27 protein-coding genes and 1 tRNA gene are annotated in these 23,405 nt (G+C 53.6%); 12 read left to right on the forward strand and 16 right to left on the reverse strand.

The window, feature by feature from the left end:
* Positions 1-57 precede the first annotated feature (57 nt).
* Positions 58-1,062: a glutathione S-transferase family protein gene (locus GKR98_12290; protein QMU58906.1), complete on the forward strand. Its 1,005-nt coding sequence runs from the start codon at positions 58-60 to the stop codon at positions 1,060-1,062.
* Here the strand turns inward: GKR98_12290 and GKR98_12295 are convergent.
* Entirely contained in the window at positions 1,059-1,421 is a 363-nt protein-coding gene (locus GKR98_12295; protein QMU60085.1) for a response regulator, read from the reverse strand. The genes GKR98_12290 and GKR98_12295 overlap by 4 nt on opposite strands.
* Before the next feature lie 183 nt (positions 1,422-1,604).
* Between GKR98_12295 and GKR98_12300 the strand changes: the two genes are divergently transcribed.
* Positions 1,605-2,786, forward strand: a complete 1,182-nt coding sequence (locus GKR98_12300) for a lytic murein transglycosylase (GenBank protein ID QMU60086.1) — start codon at positions 1,605-1,607, stop codon at positions 2,784-2,786.
* On the forward strand, positions 2,786-3,163 hold the full coding sequence (locus GKR98_12305) for a hypothetical protein (GenBank protein QMU60087.1): 378 nt from the start codon (positions 2,786-2,788) through the stop codon (positions 3,161-3,163). Before GKR98_12300 ends, GKR98_12305 begins: the two co-directional genes overlap by 1 nt.
* Before the next feature lie 345 nt (positions 3,164-3,508).
* Here GKR98_12305 and GKR98_12310 read toward each other — a convergent pair whose 3' ends face one another.
* The gene (locus tag GKR98_12310; protein QMU60088.1) at positions 3,509-4,342 is read right to left on the reverse strand and encodes an N-formylglutamate amidohydrolase; all 834 of its coding nucleotides are present in this window, start codon (positions 4,340-4,342) and stop codon (positions 3,509-3,511) included.
* Between the two features lie 179 nt (positions 4,343-4,521).
* Between GKR98_12310 and GKR98_12315 the strand changes: the two genes are divergently transcribed.
* From GKR98_12315 to GKR98_12330, 4 genes are all read left to right on the forward strand, one after another.
* Positions 4,522-4,596: transfer RNA gene (locus tag GKR98_12315), tRNA-Val, on the forward strand.
* 81 nt (positions 4,597-4,677) lie between these two features.
* Positions 4,678-4,803: a 50S ribosomal protein L36 gene (gene rpmJ / locus GKR98_12320; protein ID QMU58907.1), complete on the forward strand. Its 126-nt coding sequence runs from the start codon at positions 4,678-4,680 to the stop codon at positions 4,801-4,803.
* Between the two features lie 207 nt (positions 4,804-5,010).
* Positions 5,011-6,444 carry an aldehyde dehydrogenase family protein gene (locus GKR98_12325; protein ID QMU58908.1) on the forward strand — a complete coding sequence of 478 codons (1,434 nt, stop codon included), beginning with the start codon at positions 5,011-5,013 and terminating at the stop codon, positions 6,442-6,444.
* Between the two features lie 136 nt (positions 6,445-6,580).
* Positions 6,581-7,510 carry a ring-cleaving dioxygenase gene (locus tag GKR98_12330; protein QMU58909.1) on the forward strand — a complete coding sequence of 310 codons (930 nt, stop codon included), beginning with the start codon at positions 6,581-6,583 and terminating at the stop codon, positions 7,508-7,510.
* A gap of 61 nt (positions 7,511-7,571) precedes the next feature.
* Here the strand turns inward: GKR98_12330 and GKR98_12335 are convergent, their stop codons facing one another.
* The 3 genes from GKR98_12335 to GKR98_12345 are packed head-to-tail and all read right to left on the reverse strand — an operon-like array spanning position 7,572 to position 9,093.
* On the reverse strand, positions 7,572-8,219 hold the full coding sequence (locus GKR98_12335) for an RNA pseudouridine synthase (protein QMU58910.1): 648 nt from the start codon (positions 8,217-8,219) through the stop codon (positions 7,572-7,574).
* The gene (locus GKR98_12340) at positions 8,216-8,581 is read right to left on the reverse strand and encodes a GFA family protein (GenBank protein QMU58911.1); all 366 of its coding nucleotides are present in this window, start codon (positions 8,579-8,581) and stop codon (positions 8,216-8,218) included. Before GKR98_12340 ends, GKR98_12335 begins: the two co-directional genes overlap by 4 nt.
* 59 nt (positions 8,582-8,640) lie before the next feature.
* A complete protein-coding gene (locus GKR98_12345; protein QMU60089.1) occupies positions 8,641-9,093 on the reverse strand; it encodes a GAF domain-containing protein in 453 nt (150 codons plus the stop codon).
* A gap of 94 nt (positions 9,094-9,187) precedes the next feature.
* Here GKR98_12345 and GKR98_12350 point away from each other — a divergent pair, with 94 nt between their 5' ends.
* Both GKR98_12350 and GKR98_12355 read left to right on the forward strand, forming a co-directional pair.
* Positions 9,188-9,532 carry an anti-sigma factor antagonist gene (locus GKR98_12350; protein QMU58912.1) on the forward strand — a complete coding sequence of 115 codons (345 nt, stop codon included), beginning with the start codon at positions 9,188-9,190 and terminating at the stop codon, positions 9,530-9,532.
* Entirely contained in the window at positions 9,486-10,010 is a 525-nt protein-coding gene (locus GKR98_12355) for an ATP-binding protein (GenBank protein ID QMU58913.1), read from the forward strand. The genes GKR98_12350 and GKR98_12355 overlap by 47 nt, the downstream gene beginning before the upstream one ends.
* Positions 10,011-10,458: 448 nt before the next feature.
* On the opposite strand, the gene hspQ is transcribed toward GKR98_12355, so the two are convergent.
* A complete protein-coding gene (gene hspQ, locus GKR98_12360; GenBank protein ID QMU58914.1) occupies positions 10,459-10,785 on the reverse strand; it encodes a heat shock protein HspQ in 327 nt (108 codons plus the stop codon).
* Between the two features lie 466 nt (positions 10,786-11,251).
* Between hspQ and GKR98_12365 the strand changes: the two genes are divergently transcribed.
* Positions 11,252-11,839, forward strand: coding sequence for a lytic transglycosylase (locus GKR98_12365; GenBank protein ID QMU58915.1), 588 nt, complete (start codon positions 11,252-11,254; stop codon positions 11,837-11,839).
* Between the two features lie 9 nt (positions 11,840-11,848).
* Here the strand turns inward: GKR98_12365 and GKR98_12370 are convergent, their stop codons facing one another.
* The 4 genes from GKR98_12370 to GKR98_12385 all read right to left on the reverse strand — a co-directional run bounded on the left by GKR98_12370 (position 11,849) and on the right by GKR98_12385 (position 17,987).
* Positions 11,849-12,454: an outer membrane lipoprotein carrier protein LolA gene (locus tag GKR98_12370; GenBank protein QMU58916.1), complete on the reverse strand. Its 606-nt coding sequence runs from the start codon at positions 12,452-12,454 to the stop codon at positions 11,849-11,851.
* Between the two features lie 109 nt (positions 12,455-12,563).
* Positions 12,564-15,305 (reverse strand): DNA translocase FtsK, encoded by a 2,742-nt coding sequence (locus GKR98_12375; GenBank protein ID QMU58917.1) that lies wholly within the window; start codon positions 15,303-15,305, stop codon positions 12,564-12,566.
* A 13-nt stretch (positions 15,306-15,318) separates the two neighbouring features.
* Positions 15,319-16,497, reverse strand: a complete 1,179-nt coding sequence (locus tag GKR98_12380; protein ID QMU58918.1) for an aminotransferase class I/II-fold pyridoxal phosphate-dependent enzyme — start codon at positions 16,495-16,497, stop codon at positions 15,319-15,321.
* 113 nt (positions 16,498-16,610) lie between these two features.
* Complete coding sequence (locus GKR98_12385; protein QMU58919.1) at positions 16,611-17,987, reverse strand: amidase; 1,377 nt, start codon at positions 17,985-17,987, stop codon at positions 16,611-16,613.
* On the opposite strand from GKR98_12385, the gene GKR98_12390 reads away from it, so the two are divergent.
* On the forward strand, positions 17,986-19,245 hold the full coding sequence (locus GKR98_12390; GenBank protein QMU58920.1) for a 2-octaprenyl-6-methoxyphenyl hydroxylase: 1,260 nt from the start codon (positions 17,986-17,988) through the stop codon (positions 19,243-19,245). The two genes, GKR98_12385 and GKR98_12390, sit on opposite strands and share 2 nt — an antisense overlap.
* A gap of 86 nt (positions 19,246-19,331) precedes the next feature.
* Here the strand turns inward: GKR98_12390 and GKR98_12395 are convergent, their stop codons facing one another.
* From GKR98_12395 to GKR98_12405, 3 genes are read right to left on the reverse strand one after another with little or no spacing between them, the layout of a single operon-like run.
* Positions 19,332-19,484 carry a Trm112 family protein gene (locus GKR98_12395; protein QMU60090.1) on the reverse strand — a complete coding sequence of 51 codons (153 nt, stop codon included), beginning with the start codon at positions 19,482-19,484 and terminating at the stop codon, positions 19,332-19,334.
* 23 nt (positions 19,485-19,507) lie between these two features.
* Positions 19,508-20,140, reverse strand: a complete 633-nt coding sequence (locus GKR98_12400) for an ATP-dependent protease (GenBank protein ID QMU60091.1) — start codon at positions 20,138-20,140, stop codon at positions 19,508-19,510.
* Between the two features lie 30 nt (positions 20,141-20,170).
* Positions 20,171-21,091: a tetratricopeptide repeat protein gene (locus tag GKR98_12405; protein ID QMU58921.1), complete on the reverse strand. Its 921-nt coding sequence runs from the start codon at positions 21,089-21,091 to the stop codon at positions 20,171-20,173.
* An 84-nt stretch (positions 21,092-21,175) separates the two neighbouring features.
* Here GKR98_12405 and GKR98_12410 point away from each other — a divergent pair, with 84 nt between their 5' ends.
* The gene (locus GKR98_12410; GenBank protein QMU58922.1) at positions 21,176-21,682 is read left to right on the forward strand and encodes a hypothetical protein; all 507 of its coding nucleotides are present in this window, start codon (positions 21,176-21,178) and stop codon (positions 21,680-21,682) included.
* Here the strand turns inward: GKR98_12410 and GKR98_12415 are convergent.
* Genes GKR98_12415 through GKR98_12425 form a run of 3 tightly spaced genes read right to left on the reverse strand, consistent with a single transcriptional unit; the run spans position 21,664 to position 23,400 of the window.
* Positions 21,664-21,906, reverse strand: a complete 243-nt coding sequence (locus GKR98_12415) for a hypothetical protein (protein ID QMU60092.1) — start codon at positions 21,904-21,906, stop codon at positions 21,664-21,666. The genes GKR98_12410 and GKR98_12415 overlap by 19 nt on opposite strands.
* A gap of 49 nt (positions 21,907-21,955) precedes the next feature.
* The gene (locus GKR98_12420) at positions 21,956-23,005 is read right to left on the reverse strand and encodes a hypothetical protein (GenBank protein ID QMU58923.1); all 1,050 of its coding nucleotides are present in this window, start codon (positions 23,003-23,005) and stop codon (positions 21,956-21,958) included.
* Entirely contained in the window at positions 23,005-23,400 is a 396-nt protein-coding gene (locus GKR98_12425; protein ID QMU60093.1) for a hypothetical protein, read from the reverse strand. Before GKR98_12425 ends, GKR98_12420 begins: the two co-directional genes overlap by 1 nt.
* Between the last annotated feature and the right edge of the window lie 5 nt (positions 23,401-23,405).

The raw sequence follows: 23,405 nt of genomic DNA on the forward strand, positions 1-23,405 counted from the left end.
TAGCTAAATTAAAAAGAGAAAGCCTATAAGCCTATAAGCCAACAAGGAGTGCATATCATGGGCCGGTTAATCGATGGTGTCTGGACGACTGGCGCCGATTTCAAAAAGACCAAAGACGGTAAATTCGTCAGGGCAGACGCCAAATTTCGCAATTGGATCACAGTTGATGGTTCAGCGGGCACCAGCGGCGAGAGTGGTTTTGAGGCTGAAGCCGACCGCTATCACCTCTATGTCTCGTACGCATGCCCTTGGGCACACAGAACGCTGATATTCCGCAAGCTAAAGGGCTTGGAAGATCTCATTAGCTATTCAGTTGTCAGTCCGCTGATGCTGGACCAAGGATGGACATTCGATGCCGATTTCGTGGGTTCAAAAGGCGATGATCTTTATGGCTCGTCAAAATTACACCAGATCTACACCAAGGCATCTCCAGACTTTTCCGGTCGGGTGACCGTCCCCGTTCTGTGGGACAAGAAACGTCAGACCATAGTATCCAATGAAAGCTCTGAAATCATTCGGATGTTCAATTCAGAGTTCGACCATCTGACCGGCAATACTGACGATTTTTGGCCTGCCCAAATGCGTGAAGAGATCGAAGAGGTCAATGAGCGGATCTATCATACGTTCAACAATGGCGTTTACAGAACGGGATTTGCATCAAAGCAGGCTGCCTACGACGAAGCCGTCGGGGAATTGTTTGACACATTGGACTGGCTTGAAGATCGACTGTCCAAGAACCACTACCTGATGGGTGACCAAATTACCGAGGCAGATTGGCGGCTCGTCGCAACGCTGTTTCGTTTTGACCTAGTGTACAACATCCACTTCAAGTGCAGTCGAAACCGAATTGTCGACTTCCCAAATCTTTGGTCACTTGCGCGCGAATTGTACCAATGGACGGCACCGGACGGCAGCGCGATAGCAGACACTGTGAAGTTCGATCATATCGCGCATCATTATTATCGCAGCCACGAAAGTATCAACGCCCATCGGATTGTCCCGCTTGCTCAACCGGTTGACTGGACTGCACCAAATGGGCGAAAAGCGAGTTCGGCTGCCTAACCAGCTCTTCCGTGGTATTCAACGATTGCCGCCAAATCACCAGGCGGTGTACGCTCGGCCACCAGAGCCGCGGCGTTTGGCATATGGTTGAAGATCGATCCATCTGAAAAAAACGTGCCGTTTGTCACGAAAACTACCCGTGTATTTGGGTAGCGGTAACTTGCATAATCGGCGACCGCAAAGGCACTGCCATCCTGCAACATCAGATCAAGCACGATGACGTCAAAGACGTTCTGCCGTAGGCAGTCGACTGCGGCCTCTTGCGCATGAACAACTGTTGCCTCGTGACCCAGACGATTTAAATGTCTTGCCCAAATTCGAGACAATTCTGGACTATTTGCGACGATCAAAACCACGATCAAACCTCCGGCGGCGGGGAACCGCTGCGGTATGACACCCCGCGCATATTCTTCAGCCATACTTGTTAACAGATCATTAACGAATCTGATCAGACGGTTAACAATTGGCGACTTTCAGCCGGTTACGCTTGCCCTTCGACCGACCACTGATAATCTTTGCGAAATTCACTCATTAGGTTGCAAATTATACGTTTTCCCATTGTTCTAACTGGTGCCTGCCTGGCATTTTTTGTCGGCTCTCAAGCGGGCGCAGCCTGCGGCGGAGATTTTCAATCTTTCGTCAACGGGTTGAAGTCAGAGGCGCGTCAGAACGGACATTCAAAGCGTAACGTCGACAATTTCTTTACTGGCGTTTCTCAAGACAGCAAGGTTCTAAAAGCTGACAGATCGCAAGGGATTTTCCTTCGACCTTTCGTCGACTTTTCGCAACGACTGATCAGCCAGAACAGGCTGGATGGTGCAAAAAGAAACGCCCGGAAATGGGATGCCGTATTCGACCGCGCCGAACAAAGTTCCGGTGTTTCTCGGGGCGTCTTGTTGGCCTTTTGGGCGTTTGAGACCGATTTTGGTGCCGTTCAGGGCGACTTCAATACGGTTGATGCGCTTGTCACCCTTTCCCACGATTGCCGCCGTCCTGAACTGTTTCGTCCACAGGTGTTTGCAGCACTTGAACTTTTCGAAAATGGTGATTTTGATCCTCGAACAACCACAGGGGCTTGGGCGGGCGAAATCGGCATGGTTCAGATGCTGCCCGAGGATATTCTGACCAATGGTGTTGATGGCGACGGTGACAATCACGTTCGGCTGAAAACTTCGGCTCCAGACGCGCTGCTGTCGGGCGCAAATATGCTGAAATCGCTCGGCTGGCGCGCAAATGAGCCTTGGCTTCAGGAAGTGGAATTGCCGGCCGATTTTGACTGGTCCAAAACCGGGCTTGGCACCAAAAAGAAGGCGCGCGATTGGGTTGGCCTTGGCGCGCGGGTCCGAGAAGGCGATTTGAAGGCACCTGCACTTCAATCATCTATTGTAATTCCGCAGGGCAGACACGGACCAGCATTCATCGCTTATCCCAATTTTGATGTCTTCTTCGAATGGAATCAAAGTTTTGTCTACGTCACAACTGCGGCGTATTTTGCTACTCGGATTGAGGGTGCCAAAGTTTACCAAGCGGGCAACCCTTCGCCTGGCTTCAAGCGCGAAGAAATGAAGACACTTCAAGAAAAGCTTGCTGCTCGCGGGCATGACGTGGGCGGCGTTGACGGAATTCTTGGGGCAAAAACCCGCGATGCAATTCAGAGTGAGCAGACCCGACTTGGATTGCCAGCCGATGCCTGGCCGACGCGTGAATTGTTGAGCAAACTTTGATCCGCCCTCAGTATCATTTTCGACGAGTTGGGGATGACATCCACATTTGGAATGTTCGAAAACTACTGGAACTGGCTGAGGATTTGCCAGTGATTCAATTGCCCCTGGCTGACATCCAAGAGATTGATGAACCCTATTGGTTTGATATCGGAGATAGTGCGCCCACTTGCCGGGCAATCATGGAGCACGCACGCCAGGCCGCAAGCTCTGATCTGAACTATCCAATTCTGCTGTGTGCCGATGGGCGCATAATGGATGGTATGCACAGAGTCATCAAAGCTTTGAGCATGGATCACGCCACCATTCTCGCACGAAAACTCAATCGCACGCCGCCTCCGAATTTCAAGAACGTCCCAGCAGAAGATTTAAGCTACTGAAAGAAGTCCTAGCAGATGTGAATACCCCATACTGATCCCGACTTGCAGGATAAGGACATCGCAGAATCACTTCCAAGGTTTGCGACAGTCGCCAATGCAATGAAGATAATTCCGGCGATAAGAAAATCGCTCATAGTTACAGCCCAATACTCGTTACACCCATGCCAGCCTCACCCAGGCTGAACGGTTTCAACATTATAGCTGATCAACTGTCCATACAACTGTGACAAGCAGATTCAACAGTCTGGTGCTGATATTGAAACAAATCCTAAGAGTTGTCGGAGGCATTCAACAATTTGATATTAATGCGTTAAAACACCAGACTTCTATCGAACTAGCGAATACTCATTCAGCAGCCAATGGAATGGACCGTCGTCCGATCTCGGCGATTTCAGCCGTTACATCACCCATTAATCTCGAAAAGTCGCCGAAATTACCATTCGGTCGCACCTGACGCTCGTTCATATATAGCGCCCGATCGATTTCGATTTGCACAACGTGCTGACGGCGCGCTGGCTTTCCATAGTTCTGAGTCACGAACGCCCCCGCAAAGGGGGCATTTCGGGCAACCCGAAGCCCCGCGCCTGCAAACGCAGATTCTATGCGATCAACGATTTCGCCACTTGCCGCCGCTCCAAAACGGTCGCCCAATACGATGTCGGGGCGAGTTGCCCGGGTGTGAGAAAGGCTTTCAATTGCCTCGTGCGGCATCGAGTGGCAGTCCACAAGAATCGCTTCACCGAACAGCTCGAAGCTCTCCTTGAGCAGATTATGAATTGCAATATGCCAAGGCTGCCAGACATCGCGAATCCGTGCGTCTGCATCCCGGCGCGTAATCTTCCCACGGTAGATTGCCCGCCCATTCGCCACGACCCGTGGCACAACGCCTAATCCCGAAGCAACGCGCGGATTGTGCGCCTTGCGGCTCAAACCTTCAATCAGAGCTGGATCAAGTTCATCCTGTGATCTGTTCACATCCAAGAATGCACGCGGATAGGTCGCGGCCAACAACGGCGCTCCTTGTTCTGGCGCTTTGGAAAAAAGCCTTTGCACAAAGGCATCTTCTGAAGATCGAAGAGTCAATTCATCCAGAACCGAGCGGCGCACAAAGGTCCAAGGGTATTCTGATCCGGAATGCGGCGAAGCAAATACGACGCTTGTCGTCCGCGCTTCTGGCATGGTCAGATTATACGCCTTCACTCTACAACTCCTGTCTTGGACCAGCAGTATAAGACGATTCCTGCTATCGCCAAAAGCCCTTGAAGTGGTGAAGAGTTGCGATTATTATAGAGCCACCGACTGGCGCGGGGCCTGCCCCGCGTCTTGTTTGTTTGTTAAGGGCCGGGATCGGTCAATCAGGGCGATTAGCTCAGCGGTAGAGCACTTCGTTGACATCGAAGGGGTCACTGGTTCGATCCCAGTATCGCCCACCATGAACCGCCAGTTGCCTTCGGGCATTGGCAGAACCGAAACAAAAGGCGCTCTTCACGCGCCGCGATATGAGGAGAAGGATCATGAAGGTTCGCAACTCGCTCCGCTCGCTGAAGAACCGGCATCGCGATTGCCGTGTCGTACGCCGTAAAGGCCGCGTCTACGTAATCAATAAGACGCAGCGTCGGTTCAAGGCACGTCAGGGCTAAGCTGAATTCAGCAACTCGACTAAAGGGGCCGCCACTTGGCGGCCTTTTGTTTTTGATCAACCATTTTTGGCAGTTGCCCCAAATCCCTCCGGTTCCGGCAAATACTCCAAAACTGAGTGTATCAATAATTTGATCAAATTATATTTCCATACTTGCTGGCGACATTGCGGAATGCCACTGTCCGCGTAACGCAGAAAGGATTCCCTCATGATTGAGAAACGCCAGTTTTACATCGACGGTGCCTGGGTCGACGCGATCAAGGGCACGGATTGCCACGTCATTGATCCCTCCACGGAGGAACCTGCTGCAATTATCTCGCTGGGTGGACAGGCAGATACAGACGCCGCCGTTGGTGCCGCGCGCGCGGCTTTGCCGGCATGGCGGGCAACTCCCGTTACCGAAAGAGTCAATTACGTTCGGAAAATTCTTGATGTTTACACCGCGCGCCAGAACGAAATGGCCCAAGCCATAAGTCTGGAAATGGGAGCGCCAATCGACTTCGCTTTGGACGAGCAGGTAGATTCGGGTGATTGGCATATCAAAGGGTTCTTGAAAGTCGTCGAAGAGTTCGAATGGGAAGAAGATCTCTACGGACAGAAAGGCTCTCGCATCCTTAAAGACCCCATCGGGGTTGTTGGCATGATCACTCCATGGAATTGGCCCATGAACCAAGTGGCACTCAAGGCCATTCCTGCCATGATTGCTGGCTGTACCATGGTTCTGAAACCATCAGAGATTGCACCACTCTCGTCCATTTTATGGTCTGAAATTGTAGATGAAGCAGGTGTTCCAGCTGGTGTTTATAATATGGTCAACGGAGACGGACCGGGGGTCGGAACACAACTGTCAAGCCATCCCGATGTCGACATGATATCCTTCACCGGTTCGACACGCGCTGGCATTGCAATATCCAAGTCGGCAGCCGACACGCTGAAACGGGTTTCATTGGAACTTGGCGGCAAGGGTGCCAACATAATCTTCGCCGATGCCGATGACAATGCAGTCAAACGCGGTGCCAAAGCAGTCTTCGAAAACAGTGGCCAATCCTGCAATGCGCCAACGCGTATGCTTGTTGAACGTTCTCGATACGAGACTGCGGTCGAGGAAGCCGCAGAAGTTGCGCAGAACACCCGCGTTGCCAGCGGGCACGAGAAGGGCAATCACATTGGCCCCGTCGTTAGTGACGTTCAATATGACAAAATACAAAATCTGATTCAAAAAGGCATCGATGAGGGTGCCCGCTTGGTGGCGGGCGGTACTGGACGTCCGGACGGATTGAATCGTGGATATTTCGTGCGCCCAACCGTCTTCTCCGACGTGAACAACGAAATGACGATTATGCGTGAAGAGATTTTTGGACCAGTACTGTCAATCATGCCGTTTGACACACAAGATCAGGCGATGGAGGTCGCGAACGACACCCTTTACGGACTAACAAACTACGTGCAGTCCTCCGACCCTGCAAAACTTGAATATTTCGCGCGCAATTTGCAATCGGGCATGGTGCAAATGAATGGCAAGGGGCGCGGCAAGGGTGCACCTTTTGGCGGTACAGGTCAGTCAGGCAATGGACGAGAAGGCGGTGTTTGGGGAATTGAAGAGTTCCTTGAAATTAAATCTGTCGGCGGTTGGCCTGAATAACCATTTGTTCTGGAACGGCAGAGCGATATGATATCATGTGCGTAAATGCGCGAATAATGCGCATTTACGCGAGTTGCTATATAATTTTCAAACATTAGGTTCACATGCAATCGGCAATCAGTCAAAGGACTTCGCCATGCTGAACCAAATTCAAGGCCTGCACCATGTAACGTCTCTGGCGTCATCGGCACCGCATAACAACGCATTCTTCACCAACGCACTCGGACTTCGCCGCGTCAAGAAGACTGTGAACTTTGACAATCCAAGCGTCTATCACCTGTACTACGGCGACGAACTCGGTTCGCCCGGCACCGTGATGACCTATTTTCCCTTTCCAGATGCCAGGCGTGGCAATCGCGGTACCGGTGAAGTTGGAACAACCTCATTTGTCGCTCCAAAGGGAAGCTTGTCAGCTTGGGGCGACCGGCTTGCACAACACGGAGCAACCGAGATTTCCAATGACACCAGATTCGGCGAGAATCGCCTCAAATTCTTGGGTCCAGACGGCGACGCCTTTGCTCTGATCGAAGGCGAGGATGACCGCACACCTTGGACCGGCAACGGCGTCGGCGCTGAAATCGCTGTGCGAGGCTTCCACTCGGCCGACATGCGTCTGAAAGACGACGGAGCCAGCGCTGAACTCCTAAAATTTATGGGCTATGAAGAAATCGACCGAGACGGAAATGTAACGCGCTTCGCTGTGCCCGGCGGAAACGAAGCAAACATCATCGATATCGAAACGCTTCCTTCGGCTGACGAGGCAGATCAAGGCGCTGGTTCGGTTCACCACATTGCCTTCGCCGTTGAAAATCGCGCGCGTCAGTTGGAAGTGCGCGAAGCGCTTATGGACACCGGCTACCGGGTAACTCCGGTCCTAAATCGCGATTATTTCTGGGCCATCTATTTCCGTGCACCGGGCGGAGTACTGTTTGAAGTTGCAACAAACGAACCAGGTTTCAATGTTGACGAAGATTCCGCCCACTTGGGCGAAGCCTTACGCCTCCCTAGTCAACACGCCCACCTGCGCGAGAAACTAGAACGACAGCTAGAGCCACTGGTCGCATAAGCCTTCTTTTTGGTAGAAATACTCCGGGAGGGTCTGGGAGGGCGGAGCCCTCCCAACTTGGCTAAAATGGAGTCTTCACTTTAAATGTCAGGCCTTTTCCGCCGTCGGGATGGCGCAGTCTAATACTTTCGGAATGCAGCATCAGCCGTTCAAATTGGCGCGCGGGCCCTGTCGCATAAAACGGATCTCCCAAAATCGGATGACCAATTTCGCGTATATGCACTCTCAACTGATGCGAACGACCGGTCTTCGGGAATAACCGCACCCGACTTTCGCGTTCTCCAACGCGCAGAGCCTTCCACTCGGTCAACGCTGGCTTTCCTTTCTCATGGTCCACCATTTGAAGTGGCCGGTTCGGCCAATCCACAATCAAGGGCAAGTCGATTCTACCTTCCTTGTCGCGCACCTGTCCCCACACGCGGGACACGTATGTCTTCTTGATTTGGCGTTTCTCAAATTGAAGGCCAAGGTGCCGCTGGGCATGAGCCGACAACGCGAAAACCATGACCCCTGAGGTATCGCGATCCAAGCGGTGCACCAGCAGGGCCTCGGGAAAAACTGCCTGCACTCTTGTCAGTAGACAGTCAGCCAGATGCGGACCTTTACCAGGCACGGACAGCAGCCCAGGTGGCTTCCCCACAATCAATAGCTCATGATCAGAATGGACAATATCCAGCGGAACTTGCGGTGGCGCGTATATGTTGCTCAAAACTGATCAACACCGTCTGAAATCTCGTAGTAATCGCCCTTTTCGCCGGTAAAAATGTGCTTCTCTAGGCGACTGCCCGTCGCGCCACTAACGGATCCCAACGAAAATGACATGAAATCCTCTTCTTGCGCCTTCCAAAACAGGAACGACCCGCAGATTGCACAAAATCCACGTTTCGCCTTTGACGAAGCTTCGAACCAACGCACATCACCCTCGATGACAATATCTTGCATCGAAGTCTGTGCCGACGACCAAACATGTCCGGATTGACGGCGACACTGCTCGCAATGACACGCTGAAACAGAACGGACTTCTCCACTGGTCTCGTATTGAACCGAACCACATAGACACTGTCCTTTCACTGCGCATTTCCTACCAACGATGAACTGCGCAATTAGAAAGCCTCAATCAGGAACCGTGGTCAACGCTGAAAAACCGCGCGAAGAACTGCGGCGATTTCTTTGGCGTCCCGATCATTAAACGCGTCGAGCTGGTTGCTATCAATATCAAACACGCCGAGCAGATTTCCGTTCTTATTCCAAACCGGGACCACCAATTCGGATCGTGTCGTGCTTGAGCAGGCGATGTGGCCGTCAAATTCATCTACGTCCGACACCAGTTGTGTTTTGCCAGTTCGCGCAGCAGCCCCACAGACACCCCTTGAAAAGGGAATTTCCAAGCAACCGTGCCCGCCCTGATAAGGGCCGATTTTCATCAACTCCGGTTCGACAACTCTGTAAAAACCTGTCCAATCGAACCGAGAATCAGAATGATGCACTTCGCACGCTATGGTCGCCATCAACGCGATAATATCGTCTTCGTCTGCAGCCACAGCCTGAATGCGCGCGCTCAGGTCTTCGTAGTCCACCGTTATTGTCACAGCTTGTTTCCTTTTGTCGCGAACTGCTTACCGAATGGTAACCACTGCCGTCTAGGGTTGGCTCACATCGGTGCGAAGGAGATTCACCATGGAAATGACTGCATCCGAAGTTAGCGGGGCACTGATCGTCAAAGTCGGCGAAAATCGTATCGATGCGGCAGTTGCCGTGCGCTTCAAGGATCAAATGCGTGAACTGACGGAGCATCCGTCAAATCGTATAATCCTTGACCTCAGTCGGGTGGAATTTGTTGATTCCAGCGGTCTGGGTGCAATTGTCGGCTCAATGAAGCAACTTGGACGTGGGCGGAAACTTGATCTGGCAGGCATGACGCAAACTGTCGACAAGGTATTTCGCATGACCCGAATGGATTCCGTTTTCCGGATCTATGAGGATATTGAACATGCGTTTCAGGATATCGCCCATGCCTCATGACGCCGCCATGAATCATGCACGTGCGGTTCCACCGACAACCGCCGCGGGCGGTGTGCTGTCGCGCACGGCATTTCGCGCCTCGTACGAAAATGTACGCCTTGCCATCGAAAAAGCCATGGAAACTTTGAAGCCGCTGGACCTGGGAGAAGAAGAAGAGGGGTCTGTCCAACTGGTTCTCGCTGAAGCCCTGAACAACGTTGTCGAGCATGCTTACGCACCGGATGCGCCCGGGGACATCAAGTTAGTATTGCGGCATGGGCGGGCCGGACTGTTGATAGAAATTCGCGATAACGGCAAGCCGATGCCGAATGGGCGCACGCCGCAGGGCGATCACCCAAGGGAAAAGACACCAGCAGAAGAGCTGCCCGAAGGTGGGTTTGGTTGGTTCTTGATTAAGCAATTGGCTCGCGACATGGTGTATGACCGCGAAAATGGCGAGAATTTCTTAATATTCAGAATGGCTGTTGGCACACGCTGACGAAGGTCAACTGTTGACGATTAACAACCGCTAGACGCCCGTTCAATCCAACGAATCATACCAGATTGCACAGCGACTACATATCAAAGTTCCGAAACGGACAGCCTTACCGCCGGCCAAACTTAGCAGCCGCAAGCGTCATATCGGCGGAGAATTCACTGAACGCGGAAACAATAAGCTGTCGCTTTACTTCTCGTCACTGAACTGGACACAGGAACACACATTTGACTTAGTTCGACCACGATGTTGCCTCGTCAAATAGGCATTCCTGATACGTAGCTGAATAATGGCTTCCCTCGGTGTCGCGTTTTACAGCCCCCACCCAGTACGCGGCACCGAGGTTTAAGACACGCCAAAACCGACCTTTGCCAATCAGGCCGATCTCAGATTTGCCTGATTGCGTAAGACTAAACTTGCAACAATTGAGTTTGATTAGCGCCTAGAGGCTTCAGTTAAGTTGGAAGTCCAAGGGATAATGTCCATCGTCAAAGTCACCAAAAAACTCCGGCAAATCTGGATGGTCTACGGGAACACCTGAGTAGTCCGCGACCAAATTCTGCTCAGACACATAGGCAACGTAATAGCTCTGATCGTTTTCAGCGAGCAAATGGTAGAACGGCTGTTCTTTTTTTGGACGGCTGTCTTCCGGAATGGCTTCGTACCACTCGTCGGTATTGGAAAACATTGCGTCAACGTCAAACACCACACCGCGAAACGGATGTTTGCGATGACGGACGACTTGCCCCAAAGCGTATTTGGCACGCGATTTGAACATAACCGAACCCCCTGAGTATTCGTATTAAGGACCATCAGCTCCCATGTCGATGAAATTAGACCTAAAATTTGGGAAACAGACTGTGAACACCGCTCAGACAGTCGATCAGCTCGCAACGCAAAGCCGACTTCGACTTATGGACAATATACTGCTACCAAGATATTGATTTTCCTAACTAATACTTTAATTTCGGCAACTCAATTTGGGCCGGTCAATTTCATTAATAAGAAAGCGCAATCCAGTCCGGCGAAGCAAACGGCAAAATCAGACACCTCATTCCCTCATTTTAACCAGCTGGCATTGAACACGTGACTGAAACAATTCAGCGAACCAGCGGTGATTTTCGCGACATGCAACATTGCGAACCTGCCACGGCCCTGCGCATTTGTGATCGCGCACGACGAATTCCCAGTTTGCCGTGAAGCCTTTTTGAGTTACTCTCGAAAAAAAAGAAAGCGATTGAGGCATGAGCAGACCCATTCGCGCGTTGGCATTGTTGGTGTTCGTCGCAGCTTGCGGCGGCGGTGGCGATTACTCCGCGCCCAGAAATCTTGATAACGCCTGTTCCATAGTGGATCAGAGACCAAAATATCTTTCAGCGATGAAACAGACTGAACGACGCTGGGGTGTTCCAGTTGCTGTACAGATGGCGACGATTTACCAGGAGTCGAAGTTCATCGGCAACGCTCGTACTCCTGTGCAGTATTCCATGGGCGTTATTCCGATGGGGCGCCAATCTTCAGCCTACGGATATAGCCAGGCCCTCGACGGCACTTGGAAAGACTATCAAAAAGCAAGAGGCGGATTTAGCGCCCGTCGCGACGACATCCGCGATGCCGCTGATTTCATGGGGTGGTATTTCGCTGAAACACGCGAAGAACTGGGCATCCCTGTCAACGATACCCGCAATCAATATCTGGCATATCACGAAGGTCGCACTGGCTATCGTCGCGGCAGCTATCGCAGCAAAGGATGGCTCCTGAAAGTATCCAGTGACGTCGCAGCGCGCGCAATTCTGTATGACTCACAACTTAGGTCATGCGGGCGCGTGTAAACTGCTCGTCTACCCCTGACGGCGTGTTTCCTCGCGGTTGATATCGAACAACCGCGCAGGCAGCGTGCCGCCTTTTACCAGTTCGCCAAGAATAACGGTGGTCTTTGCGCCCTGCCCGTCCGTGACGATCCACTGTCGCAGTTCCACCGGACCATCGGTGAATTTCAAGGCTATGGTTCCGTATTCCGGATGCTCAGGATCTTGGGCAATTATGGTGGTCGACGTGCCGTCAAACTCGTGTCCCACAACCATCTCGCGGGCAGCAAGGTTGACGTTCCGCTCCAGGATTAAGTTCAGAGGCGTTCGCCGCAACGGGTATCGTTCGGCCGTGGCGACGTTCGAGCGACCATCAAAAATCCCGATCTGACTGCCGCCCGCGATCACCAGCAATTCCTCTGGTGGATTGTATTCAAACCGCATCCGCCCAGGCCGCCGAAGATAAAGCTTCCCGGTGGCAAGTGTTCCGTCGTCGTTAACTTGGGTAAAATCAGATTCAGCCGTTTGAATGCTATTCAGATAGGCTGAAAGGGCATTCAACGATAGTTGGTCAGCGAAGGCTGGGCGTACCAGAAAAGGAGCGGCAACGCCAAAAGCAAGGAAGGCACGACGGTTCATTGCGAAGTATCCTGTTTAGTAACCTAGATGCGATATAGGGGCATCAGGAACCATGCGCCACTGATAGACAATATCAATCGCGTGACATGCAAAAACTTGCCCGTGCTGCTTACCCTTGTTCGGGCACGAGAATTTCCCGTTTTCCCACATGGTTGGCAGAACTGACCAACCCGTTGTCTTCCATCTGCTCAACCAGCCTCGCAGCTTTGTTATAGCCAATCGCCAATTTCCGTTGGATGTAAGACGTCGAACACTTGCGGTCTTTGATCACAATGGCAACTGCCTGGTCATAGAGCGCGTCTTCGCCTGTGGTATTACCACCCAGCCCAAGAACCATGTCGATATCGCTTTCGGCACCATCTTCAGGGCCGTCCTGCACGCCGGATACATATTCTGGCGCACCAAACGACTTCAGGTGGTTCACGATTTCCTCTACTTCTTCGTCACTGACGAAAGGGCCGTGAACCCGAGTGATTTTCGCGCCTCCTGCCATATACAGCATGTCGCCCATGCCCAGAAGTTGCTCGGCCCCCATCTCTCCCAGAATGGTGCGACTATCGACCTTCGAGGTTACTTGGAACGAAATCCGCGTTGGGAAGTTGGCTTTGATCGTGCCTGTGATGACATCCACAGAAGGACGCTGCGTCGCCATGATCAAGTGAATTCCACTGGCCCGCGCCATTTGGGCCAGCCGCTGAATGCACGCCTCGATTTCCTTACCGGCCACCATCATCAGGTCCGCCATCTCGTCGACGATAACAACGATGTAGGGCAAGGTCTCAGGAGCAAATTCCTCGGTTTCGAAAACTGGTTCGCCGGTTTCGTCATCAAAACCGGTTTGCACTGTACGGCTGAATAATTCGCCTTTGCTCGTGGCGTCCCGGACACGGCTATTGAATCCTTCGATGTTGCGAACGCCCACTTTGGACATCTTGCGATAGCGTTCTTCCATTTCGCCAACGACCCACTTTAAAGCGACAACAACCTTTTTCGGGTCGGTTACAACCGGTGACAAAAGATGCGGAATACCGTCGTAAACACTCAACTCCAGCATCTTGGGGTCAATCATGATCAACCGGCACTCGTCCGGCGTCAGTTTGTAAAGCAGGCTGAGGATCATTGTGTTGATGGCAACCGACTTACCTGAACCCGTGGTCCCGGCGATGAGCAGATGCGGCATCTTAGCGAGGTTCGCCACCACAGGGTCACCGCCAATGTTTTTGCCCAATGCCAGCGGCAAACGGTGGTTGCCGTCGCCATAGTCACGCCCTGACAAGATCTCGCGCAGAACAACTTTTTCGCGGTTCTCGTTTGGCAATTCGATGCCAATGACAGACCGTCCCGGCACGGTGGAAACGCGGGCTGACAACGCAGACATCGAACGCGCGATGTCGTCCGACAGACCGATGACTCGGCTGGCCTTCAAACCCGGCGCCGGCTCCAATTCGTACATCGTCACTACGGGCCCCGGTCGAACGCTGACAATCTCACCCTTGACGCCGTAGTCGTCCAAAACACTTTCTAACATGCGGGCGTTTTCTTCCAACGCCTCGTCAGACAGGTGATGGCGTTCGATAACGCCAGGATCGGCCAACAAGCTAAGAGGTGGGATCTCGAATGCTTCCGCTTCGCCGCCGAAATTCAGTTGTGGTTGTGCTTCGGCCTTGGCGCGTTTCGATGTCGAGGATTTTCGAGCCGTATGCTGGACTACTGACGCAGGATCACGGCTCTCAATACGCGACGACGCAAATCCTCCACCAGGCTCATGTGGCGTAGCAACAAGCTCAGGCTCGGGCATATCACGGGACGCCAGATCATCGTAGTCGGCGATGTCTCCGTTCTCGTCCAGCATCGCCGCCCGTGGCATCGCATCGCTTTGAACCGGCGGTTCAGCACGGTCCAGCATGTCCGGTCGGCGGACTCGACCACGTACTGCATTGGCAATCTTCGCGCTTACACGATCCAGTGGAACATCTTCTTCAATGACGAATTCTGCTTCAACCGGCTGCTTGCGGCGCAACGATGGCAATCGAGACAGCAATCCCGGTTTCCGCACTGGCTGACCGCTTTCACGATAGGCCCGAGTCGCCCGGAGTACTGCCGAGTTCACCTCAGACGCCTCTACTTCCGGCAACATCTCGGGCTCCGATTGTCGCTCCTTCGAGCGCGCCCGTGCATCCACCGCTAACTGCCAACTGCCAACAGCACCACGGCCCAATGCCGTCATCAAAGTCGCGTAAATCAGGATAAGACCACTAACCAGGTAACGCACGCCTATCCAAAGCTCAGCGCGGGTAAACCCAAGTACAAAGCCACCGATGGCCAGTGTTCCAACGAACAAACCAACGGCCAAGAACTTCAATCCTGCGCCAGGCGCCATTGGCAAGATACCCAACACAGCACCAAGGATTGTATCCCCGAACAAGCCACCAAGCCCAAATGAATGCGCCCAAGTTGCGCCGGGAAGATGCGTAGAGGCATAAACCGCCACCAATGCCACACCAATGGGCGCAAATATCAGCCGTGCCATGGCGCGCTCTTCACCATAATGCAAAAGGAGACGAATGCCCCATACCCCAAAGATCACCGAGATTGCCCAACTGCCGTATCCAGCAATTACATAAAGTGGCGACGCAATCGCCGCTCCCAGCGGCCCCAAAACGTTTTGGGCGGGAACATCAGTTGCGTTCAGCCAATTTGGGTCGTCTGGCGAGTAAGACCCAAGTATCAGCGCAAACAACACTGCAAGTCCCAACAACGTCAGACCCAAAAGCTCTTTGCCACGCCGCTCGATTATCGCCTGCGTGTCGCTGTCGAAAAGCGGATCCCGATGCCTTGCCTGATACGCCATGCCTACCTCTTCCTTACCTGTAAAGACTGTCACGCAGAGCAATTAGCCCGCGTTCCAGTTCGTCTTCTTCAACCACCATCGCCACGCGAATGTAGCGTTTGCCGGGGTTTTCCCCGTTCACATCCCTTGCAAGATAAGCACCGGGCAAAACCCTTACGCCTGTCTCTTGCCAAACCCTGATTGCAGCTTCTTCACCGTCATTGACGGGCAACCACAGAAAAAACCCAGCCGCGGGGCCCGCATATCCGTCGACGCCGTCGAAAACCCGATCCGCTATTTTATATTTCGCCTGATATCGCGCGCGACTAGCGACCACATGGACCTCATCACGCCAGGTCGCCTCGGCGGCACGCTGCAATGGCAACGGCAAAGGTGCCCCTGAATAAGACCGCAAAATTCTGATCCGTTTGACGCTTTCCGGGCCACCGGCCACAAATCCGGACCTCAATCCCGGCAAATTCGAGCGTTTCGAAAGCGAATGAAAGACAGTCACCCGCTCAGGATCAGCGCCGACTTCGGCTGCCATCTGCAAGCCGTCCACCGGCGGAGCATTGCGCCAAACTTCCGAATAACATTCATCTGCGAAAATTTTGAAATCGTGCTTCTCGGCCAATTCCAGCAGATCACGCCAATAGTCCGCGTCGGCTACTGCGCCTTGCGGATTTGATGGCGAGCACAAAAATGCAATTGCCACGCGATCCAGCAGATCGGAATCCAACGACCGATAGTCTGGCAAATAACCTGTTTCGCGCGTGCAAGGGACATAAACCGGCTCGGCCCCAACCGATAATGCGCCAACAGCGTAAACCTGATAAAACGGATTGGGCGTTAGAACTACCGGCCTACGGCCGTTCTTTGTTTCCGGACACAGCGCCATAACAGCGTTGTAGAGCCCTTCGCGCGTTCCATTCAAAGCCATGATCTGCGACGTGGGCAGCACGGCGCCGAACCGTCCTTTAATCCAGTCGGCAATAGCTCCAAGCAGCTCGGGTGTGCCTTCGTTCGGTGGATACTTACCGAATCCATCGGTATTGGCGGCGATCACGTCTTTCAGAAAACTGGGATAGGCGTGCCGCGGTTCGCCAATAGTCATATGCAATACTTTACCACCGGGCGCGTGAACGTCCAGAAGCGCGCGCAAACGCGGAAACGCATATTCCGGTAGGTTCGAAAACCGCTCGGGAAATACCATAACTGCCTCAATGTCGGGGTCATGTCGCCCCGTTTCCCATAAGGTAGCCTACACTCGCCTCGCCGGTCCACAGCGAAGCGACGAATTTTCCCATTCACGCGCGAAAAATGTGACTATTCCGCCAATGCCGCCTCGGCAGCCGCCCCGATCCGCAAAAGCGGCTCTTCTTTTGGTCCTTGGAACAGGATTCCACACGAGGGAACGCCGGTTGGCAACGTCAGTCCTGCTAAGCCCATCAGATTGCCAATTCGGGTGTTCTGCAGCGCAAGCAGGTTTCTGGTTGCAAAATGCCCCGCATCGGCCGCCACATCAGCGATTTTCGGCGGCAAAATCGGGATCGTTGGCAAGATGATCGCATCGAAACCAGCCGTCGCCTCGGCATATTCCAAACGAAGCCGGTCCAGCGCTTGCCATGCCGCAACAAAATCGGGACCAGACACAGCTTCGCCCGCCTGAAACCGTTCCCGAACCGGGGCAAACATGGCCTGCGGCTCAGCTTCAATCCTATGTTTCCAGGTCCCATAGGCCTCTGGCGCAAACAATTTCGGTGCCGAAGCCAGCGCGTGCTCAACACATGGAATTTCAATGGCTTCCACAACAGCCCCCGCCGCACGAAGCCGTTCGACCGCGCCGTAGAATGCCGATTCAGGCTTATCCTCGATATTCTCAAACGCCGAGGTCATCAGGATACCAAGCCTAACACCTTCCAGCGAAACTCCATCCAAAGACGCGAGCTTGCTTTGATCCAGTGCCGCCAGCAACAAGGCAGCGTCCTCTACGTTCCTGCAAAGCGGTCCAACAGTATCAAATCGGGCAGCAAGCGGGACCACACCATCCAAAGATAACCGTCCCGCAACGGTTTTGAGCCCCACAAGATCGTTCCATGCAGAAGGTGCCCGAACCGATCCTCCGGTGTCCGAGCCAATGCCCGCCGCGGCCAATCCAAAAGCAACCGAAGTTGCAGCTCCGGATGAGGAACCGCCAGAAACGGCCTCAAAGTCGTTCACACAGGGCGGAGAGGCTGTCATCGGATTATAACCAAGACCCGAAAACGCCAATTCCGTCATATGAGTCTTGCCCAAGCAAACTAGACCCGCCTGGCTCGCCGCTTGCAACACGACCGCATCACGATTTGGCACACGACCTTTCAACAGGGCCGACCCTGCCTCAGTTGCGACACCCTCCGTGTCATAAAGGTCTTTCCATGAGATCGGCACACCGTCCACTATGGAAAGCCTTTGGCCTGACTGTGCTCTTTCAGATGCCGCCTTTGATTCGGCGCGCGCGCGATCAGCCGTCACACGCGCATAAATCCGATCACGGTGCTCATGTTCATCTATCGCCCGAAGATAAACTTCGCACAGAGCCACCGGATCAATCTCACCTTCCGCAATCCCGCATCCCAGGTCCCCAACACTCGCCCAAAGCCACCAATCCAAAGCCCACTCCAATTCTGATTGCCCTGAAAACCTAGCGGCACCAGGGCGCATGGACAATCCTGCCCGGATCACCCTAATTCAGCGTATGAACTGTGATGCAGATATCATTGTCACGGGTGGCGGGTTAAACGGCACTACCCTGGCCGTCGCCCTTGGCTCTGCCGGGTTCAAAGTGACTATCATCGATGCTCTTCCAACTTCCACCCGTTCACAGGAAGAGTTCGACGGGCGTGGATATGCCCTATCCATAAGTTCCCAGAGAGTTTTGAAGGCGCTGGGTATCTGGCCCACGATCCGCGATCAGAGCCAACCGATCCTGGACATCCTCGTCACCGACGGCCGCGCCGGCGAAGGCCCGTCGCCGCTGCATTTAGCCTTTGATCACAACGAGATCGAAGAAGGGCCTATGGGGTATATGGTCGAAGATCGCCACTTGCGTCCGGCGCTTCTCAATACGGTCGAATTGGCCAGTATCCAACAGATCAACGGGTGTCAGGTCATTGATCAACAACCCGATCTCGCAGGAGTTTCAGTCGACCTTTCAAACGGCCAGCGCCTGCGCGCACAGCTGCTCATTGGGTGTGACGGAAAGAACAGCGGCGTCGCAAGCCGCGCCAAGATTGCCCGAAGCGGCTGGAGTTACGATCAGACAGCCCTTGTGTGCGCAATAGCCCATGAAGAACCTCACGGCGGCAAGGCTCATCAGTTCTTTATGCCGCCAGGGCCGCTGGCAATTCTGCCTTTAAGGGAAAATCGCTCGTCCATCGTCTGGACCGAGTCCTCTGCTCAAGCCACTGCAATTCAAAGCATGAACGATGACGAATACTTGCAGGTGCTGCGCCCCCGCTTTGGCGACTTTCTGGGCAACATTGATTTGGCAGGAAAGCGATTTGCCTATCCGCTGTCGTTGTCATTGGCACAATCATTTGTTGCAGATCGCGTTGCTTTGGTCGGTGATGCTGCGCACAGCGTTCACCCCATTGCCGGACAGGGCCTGAATGCGGGCTTGAAAGACGTCGCGGCTCTTGCCGAAGTGCTGACCGACGCGCGGCGACGCGGCGAGGATATTGGCAGTTCTCAGGTGCTTAGTAGATATAGCCAATGGCGTCGCTTTGACACAGCTACACTCGCCTTGGCAACAGACGGGTTTAACCGTTTATTTTCAAACGACAACGGCATCCTTCGCCTTGCTCGTGATCTGGGCCTCGGAGCCGTCAATGCCTTGCCTGGTTTGCGCCGCCGCCTCATTCGCGAAGCCGCCGGCCTCACCGGAGATTTACCGCGATTGGCCCGGGGTCGCGCACTCTAGCCCTTCTTTCTGGCAAAAAATACTCTGGGGGACGAGCGAAGCGAGGGGGGCAAAGCCCCCCGGATCGGCTCCGAAGGAGACGATTTTCAGTCCAGTTTCCGGGCCTCATCCACCAACATGATCGGGATTCCATTGCGGATCGGATAGGCTAAATGCGCTGCTTTCGAGATCAACTCATCGGCCTCGGCCTCATACGTCAATCTCGCTCCCGTTTCCGGACAAACCAGGGCTTCCAACATGCGCGGATCGAACTTCGGCACTGTCACTGCAACGTCTCCTCAGAACCACCGCTGCGAAGCTCGAACTCGATCAACGTCACCAGGACCTCCCGACGCTCGGACAAAGTGGTTGCTTCCAACAGAGCTTGTTTATCTTCCGGATCGAACGGGCACACCATCGACAATGAATTCAACAACAACTCGTCATCCGCTTCTTTCAGAGACTCCCAATCGGTCTGCAAGTCTTCGGCTTCAAAATACCGCCCGAGCAGGGAAAAGAACCGTGTCCGGTCAAACCCGGCATCCCGCTCTGCGCCTCCTAAATCGCGCTCAAAATTGGTCCAACGAACATCGCAACGTCGATAGGGCTGAAATCCTTCGATTTCCTCATTCACTGAAAACCGTGGAATCCCCATCAAAGTAATCATATACCGGCCATCATCGGTTTCGGAGAATGATTGCACCCGCCCGACACAACCGACGCCATGCAAAACGGCACCGTCGTTATCTCGCGGCTGAATCATCCCGATCAGCCGGTGCGACGTTTTCAAAGCGTCGTCCAACATCGCCAGATACCTGGGCTCGAAAATCTGCAATGGCAATCGCGCACGGGGTAGCAACAAAGCGCCCGGCAAGGGGAAAACCGGAATGGTATCAGGCAGATCAGACATCGACATCTTAAACGACATCAGACAAGCCTCCCCGCCTTATGCGAAAATCATTGATGACAATTTGCGGCGACCGTTCAAAACAATCGGGTCGTTTGGCTTCAATGCCTCGAATATCGTGAACAGCTGCGCTTTGGCGGCACCATCATTCCACTCGCGATCGCGTCGGAACAACTCAAGCAATTCATCTACCGCCAATTCCGCATCACCGGCAGCGTGAATTGCCTGCGCCAAGTCGAAACGGGCCTGCAGGTCATCTGGGTTTGCATCGACAGCCGCCCTCAACTCGCCCACCGGGCCAGCATCTGCCGCCTGACGTGCCAAAGCAATCTGCGCCCGCGCCGCTTCAATCTCTGGTGCATCTGCAATCTCTTCGGGCGCGGTTTGTAACACACCCTCCGCCTCATCCACCTGATCCAGTGCCAGGTGCGCCCGCGCCAGACCTGCATAGGCAACGGCATTGTTAGCATCTTCGCTCAGGATGGCCGCGAACACTTGCGCCGCATCGCTCGCTGCACCTTCGGTCAGCATGGCTTCGGCACTTTCAAGAGCCTCTTCCAGTCCGCCCCCGTCTGCTTCACCTCCCGCCGCCTCAACCAGCCGCCCAATAAAAGCTTTCAATTCGGACTCTGGCACAGCGCCCTGAAACCCATCGATAGGTTGGCCTTGCCAAAATCCGTAAACCGTCGGGATCGACTGGACGCGCAACTGCGCGGCAATCGCCTGGCTTTCGTCGACATTGATCTTAACCAGTTTCACACTTCCACCAGCTTCGGTGACCGCCTTTTCCAAAGCAGGCGTCAACTGGCGGCAGGGCCCGCACCATGGCGCCCAGAAATCTACAACGATTGGAACCGACTGGCTGGCTTCAACCACATCGGCCATAAAGGTGGCCTCGGTGCTGTCTTTGATCAGGTCACCCGCAGGTGCAGCCGGGGCAGTCGGATTGAGTTCAAGCATTGTCATCCCCAAATATTTGTTGTCGGGCCTTATATGCGATCACATTTCAAAAGACCAAGAGGTCACCAGGGAGAATAAGCCAAAATGGATGCTTTCGACGCAACTGAGCGCTCAATGGGGATGAAAGACGCCACTTGGGCACGTCATGCCAACCCTTGGAGCGTTTGGACCCGATTCACCTGTCTACCTCTCTTGATCCTGGCAATCTGGAGCCGTGATTGGTTCGGATGGTATTCTCTGGTCCCTATTGCGCTGGCTTGCCTTTGGATTTGGTGGAATCCCCGGGCCTTCCCGGTGCCCGCTTCAACCGATAACTGGGCCTCAAAGGGCACATTCGGGGAACGGATATTTCTAAATCGAAAAACCATTCCAATACCGCAACATCACTTGCGATGGGCCTATGTTTTGGGGTTTGCCTCGGCCATTGGCATTCCGCCGTTAATCTGGGGTCTTTGGACCTTGGATTTTGAATGGACGCTTATTGGCGCAATCCTGACGGTTCTGCCGAAAGTCTGGTTCGTGGATCGGATGGTATGGCTTTATGAAGACAGGAAAGACAGCGATCCAACGTATCAAAGCTGGCTGCGCTGAGCCTTCGACAACGGCAAGCATCCAGTCAGTCCAGCTGGCAGCACAAGCCAAGCGCCACCGGCATAAAGCTCGGACGCCATGCCCGGCCGATTGGCAACCGTCAGCGCCAAACGGTTCAAACCCAATATGCCTGTGCCTTCCTTCAGGCTTTCCAGCATCGATGCAGTCGGGAACAAGGCTACAGCTGCAGGAGCCACATCCGAATACCGCATAACTCCTGCCATGATAGCAATCCAGGCAACCAACACGACCGACACTGCGGCCAGAGCGCGCCTAGTAGTCATGGACGTGTTCCAGTCGAAGCCCATCCAGATTTCGAATACGCTCAGTCAACTCAGTGACCGGAACAAGGATCAGATGCCGATAATCCCAATACCCCTGTCGCGTGAAACTGTGAATGGCACCTTCTTCGGTGTCCCCGTCCGAAATCGCCGTGAATAGAATCTCGTCGTTCCCGGAAATTTCCTCGAACTGCACTCCCAGACGGGCCAACCTTCGCAACAGATTGGTAAAAGCCCGGTAGCGGTCTGTTTCGATCAAGATGCCATTGGGGGTTACATCTATGACTTGAACTCCCGTTACTTTTGCAAGAGCTTCGGCATCAATTCCAGTTACAACTGACCGCATCCGAAGTGCATCCGCGCCTACGTTGGCCACGGCTTTTTCGATCACGCCACCGTAAAGAGCTTTTCCCCTGTATTCGACACTCAGTGCCAACCAACGTTCGCGGTCGCGAAACAATGGTGTTGCAGTTGCAGACAATTCGCGCGCGTCAGATACGAAATCATACTTGTACCACGGCGTTTGCTGCAAAAACTTTGCGTAATCAGCAGCTTGCGATGCACTCAGACCGTCCAACGGTGTTTTGACCGGCCCGCGACCCCATGCGACCAGACGCCCAACGGTCTCTTCGTAAAGACCTTTCAAAAGCATCTCGGCCGTGAAGCTGACGCCGATTGTATAGATCGTTGCCTTAGTATCCCCGGAAATGCCACCCATCTCAGCAGCCTGCACAGATAGAGGGCAAAGCGCCGACCAAAACCCGACAACTGCGGGCAGATACGCAAACTCATGCGGGTCGCCATCACGGATCACACGCGCATAATCATCGTAAGCGTGCACAATGTGCCACTCGGGGTATGTCAGTAACGTGCGGCTTTCAGCTCTCTGCCAGGCAGGATCTACAATCAACGGATCATAAGTTTCTTCCGTTAACGACCCCTGACAAGACAGTTCGGTATACCCGACCGGAACCAACAATACGCCAACAAACACCAAAAGGGCAAAGACCGCCCGTTTAACAATCCACCATGTCCAATACATTACTCACGTCCTAAAAAAACTCCGCTGAACAGGGCAACCCCACCCAACCCGATATGCGGAAGGTTCGCCAAAATCTTAAATCCGAACGGCAAATCCTGAATGCCGTAGTTGAAAATGCCAAAATCAAGATACCCTGAGCCAGTTATCAACCCCAGCACCCCGTCGCCCAGATACAACGCCCCAAATATCAGCAGAAACATTTTGGCCGCTCGGGTCGACACCAATGCAGCAACCAGCGCCCAGGCTGCCGAAGCAGCATGAAGGGCATCGTCAAATATATCCAGCGCGAATATTCCGAAGGCCACACCGTCGGCGTCTGTAACACCGGGAATGTAGTTCAGCGCCGCCGCGCCCAGCAAAACAACAAAGTACCCAAAAGAAATCTTACGATGCACGGACA

It is taken from the genome of Boseongicola sp., assembly GCA_014075275.1.
GTDB lineage: Bacteria > Pseudomonadota > Alphaproteobacteria > Rhodobacterales > Rhodobacteraceae.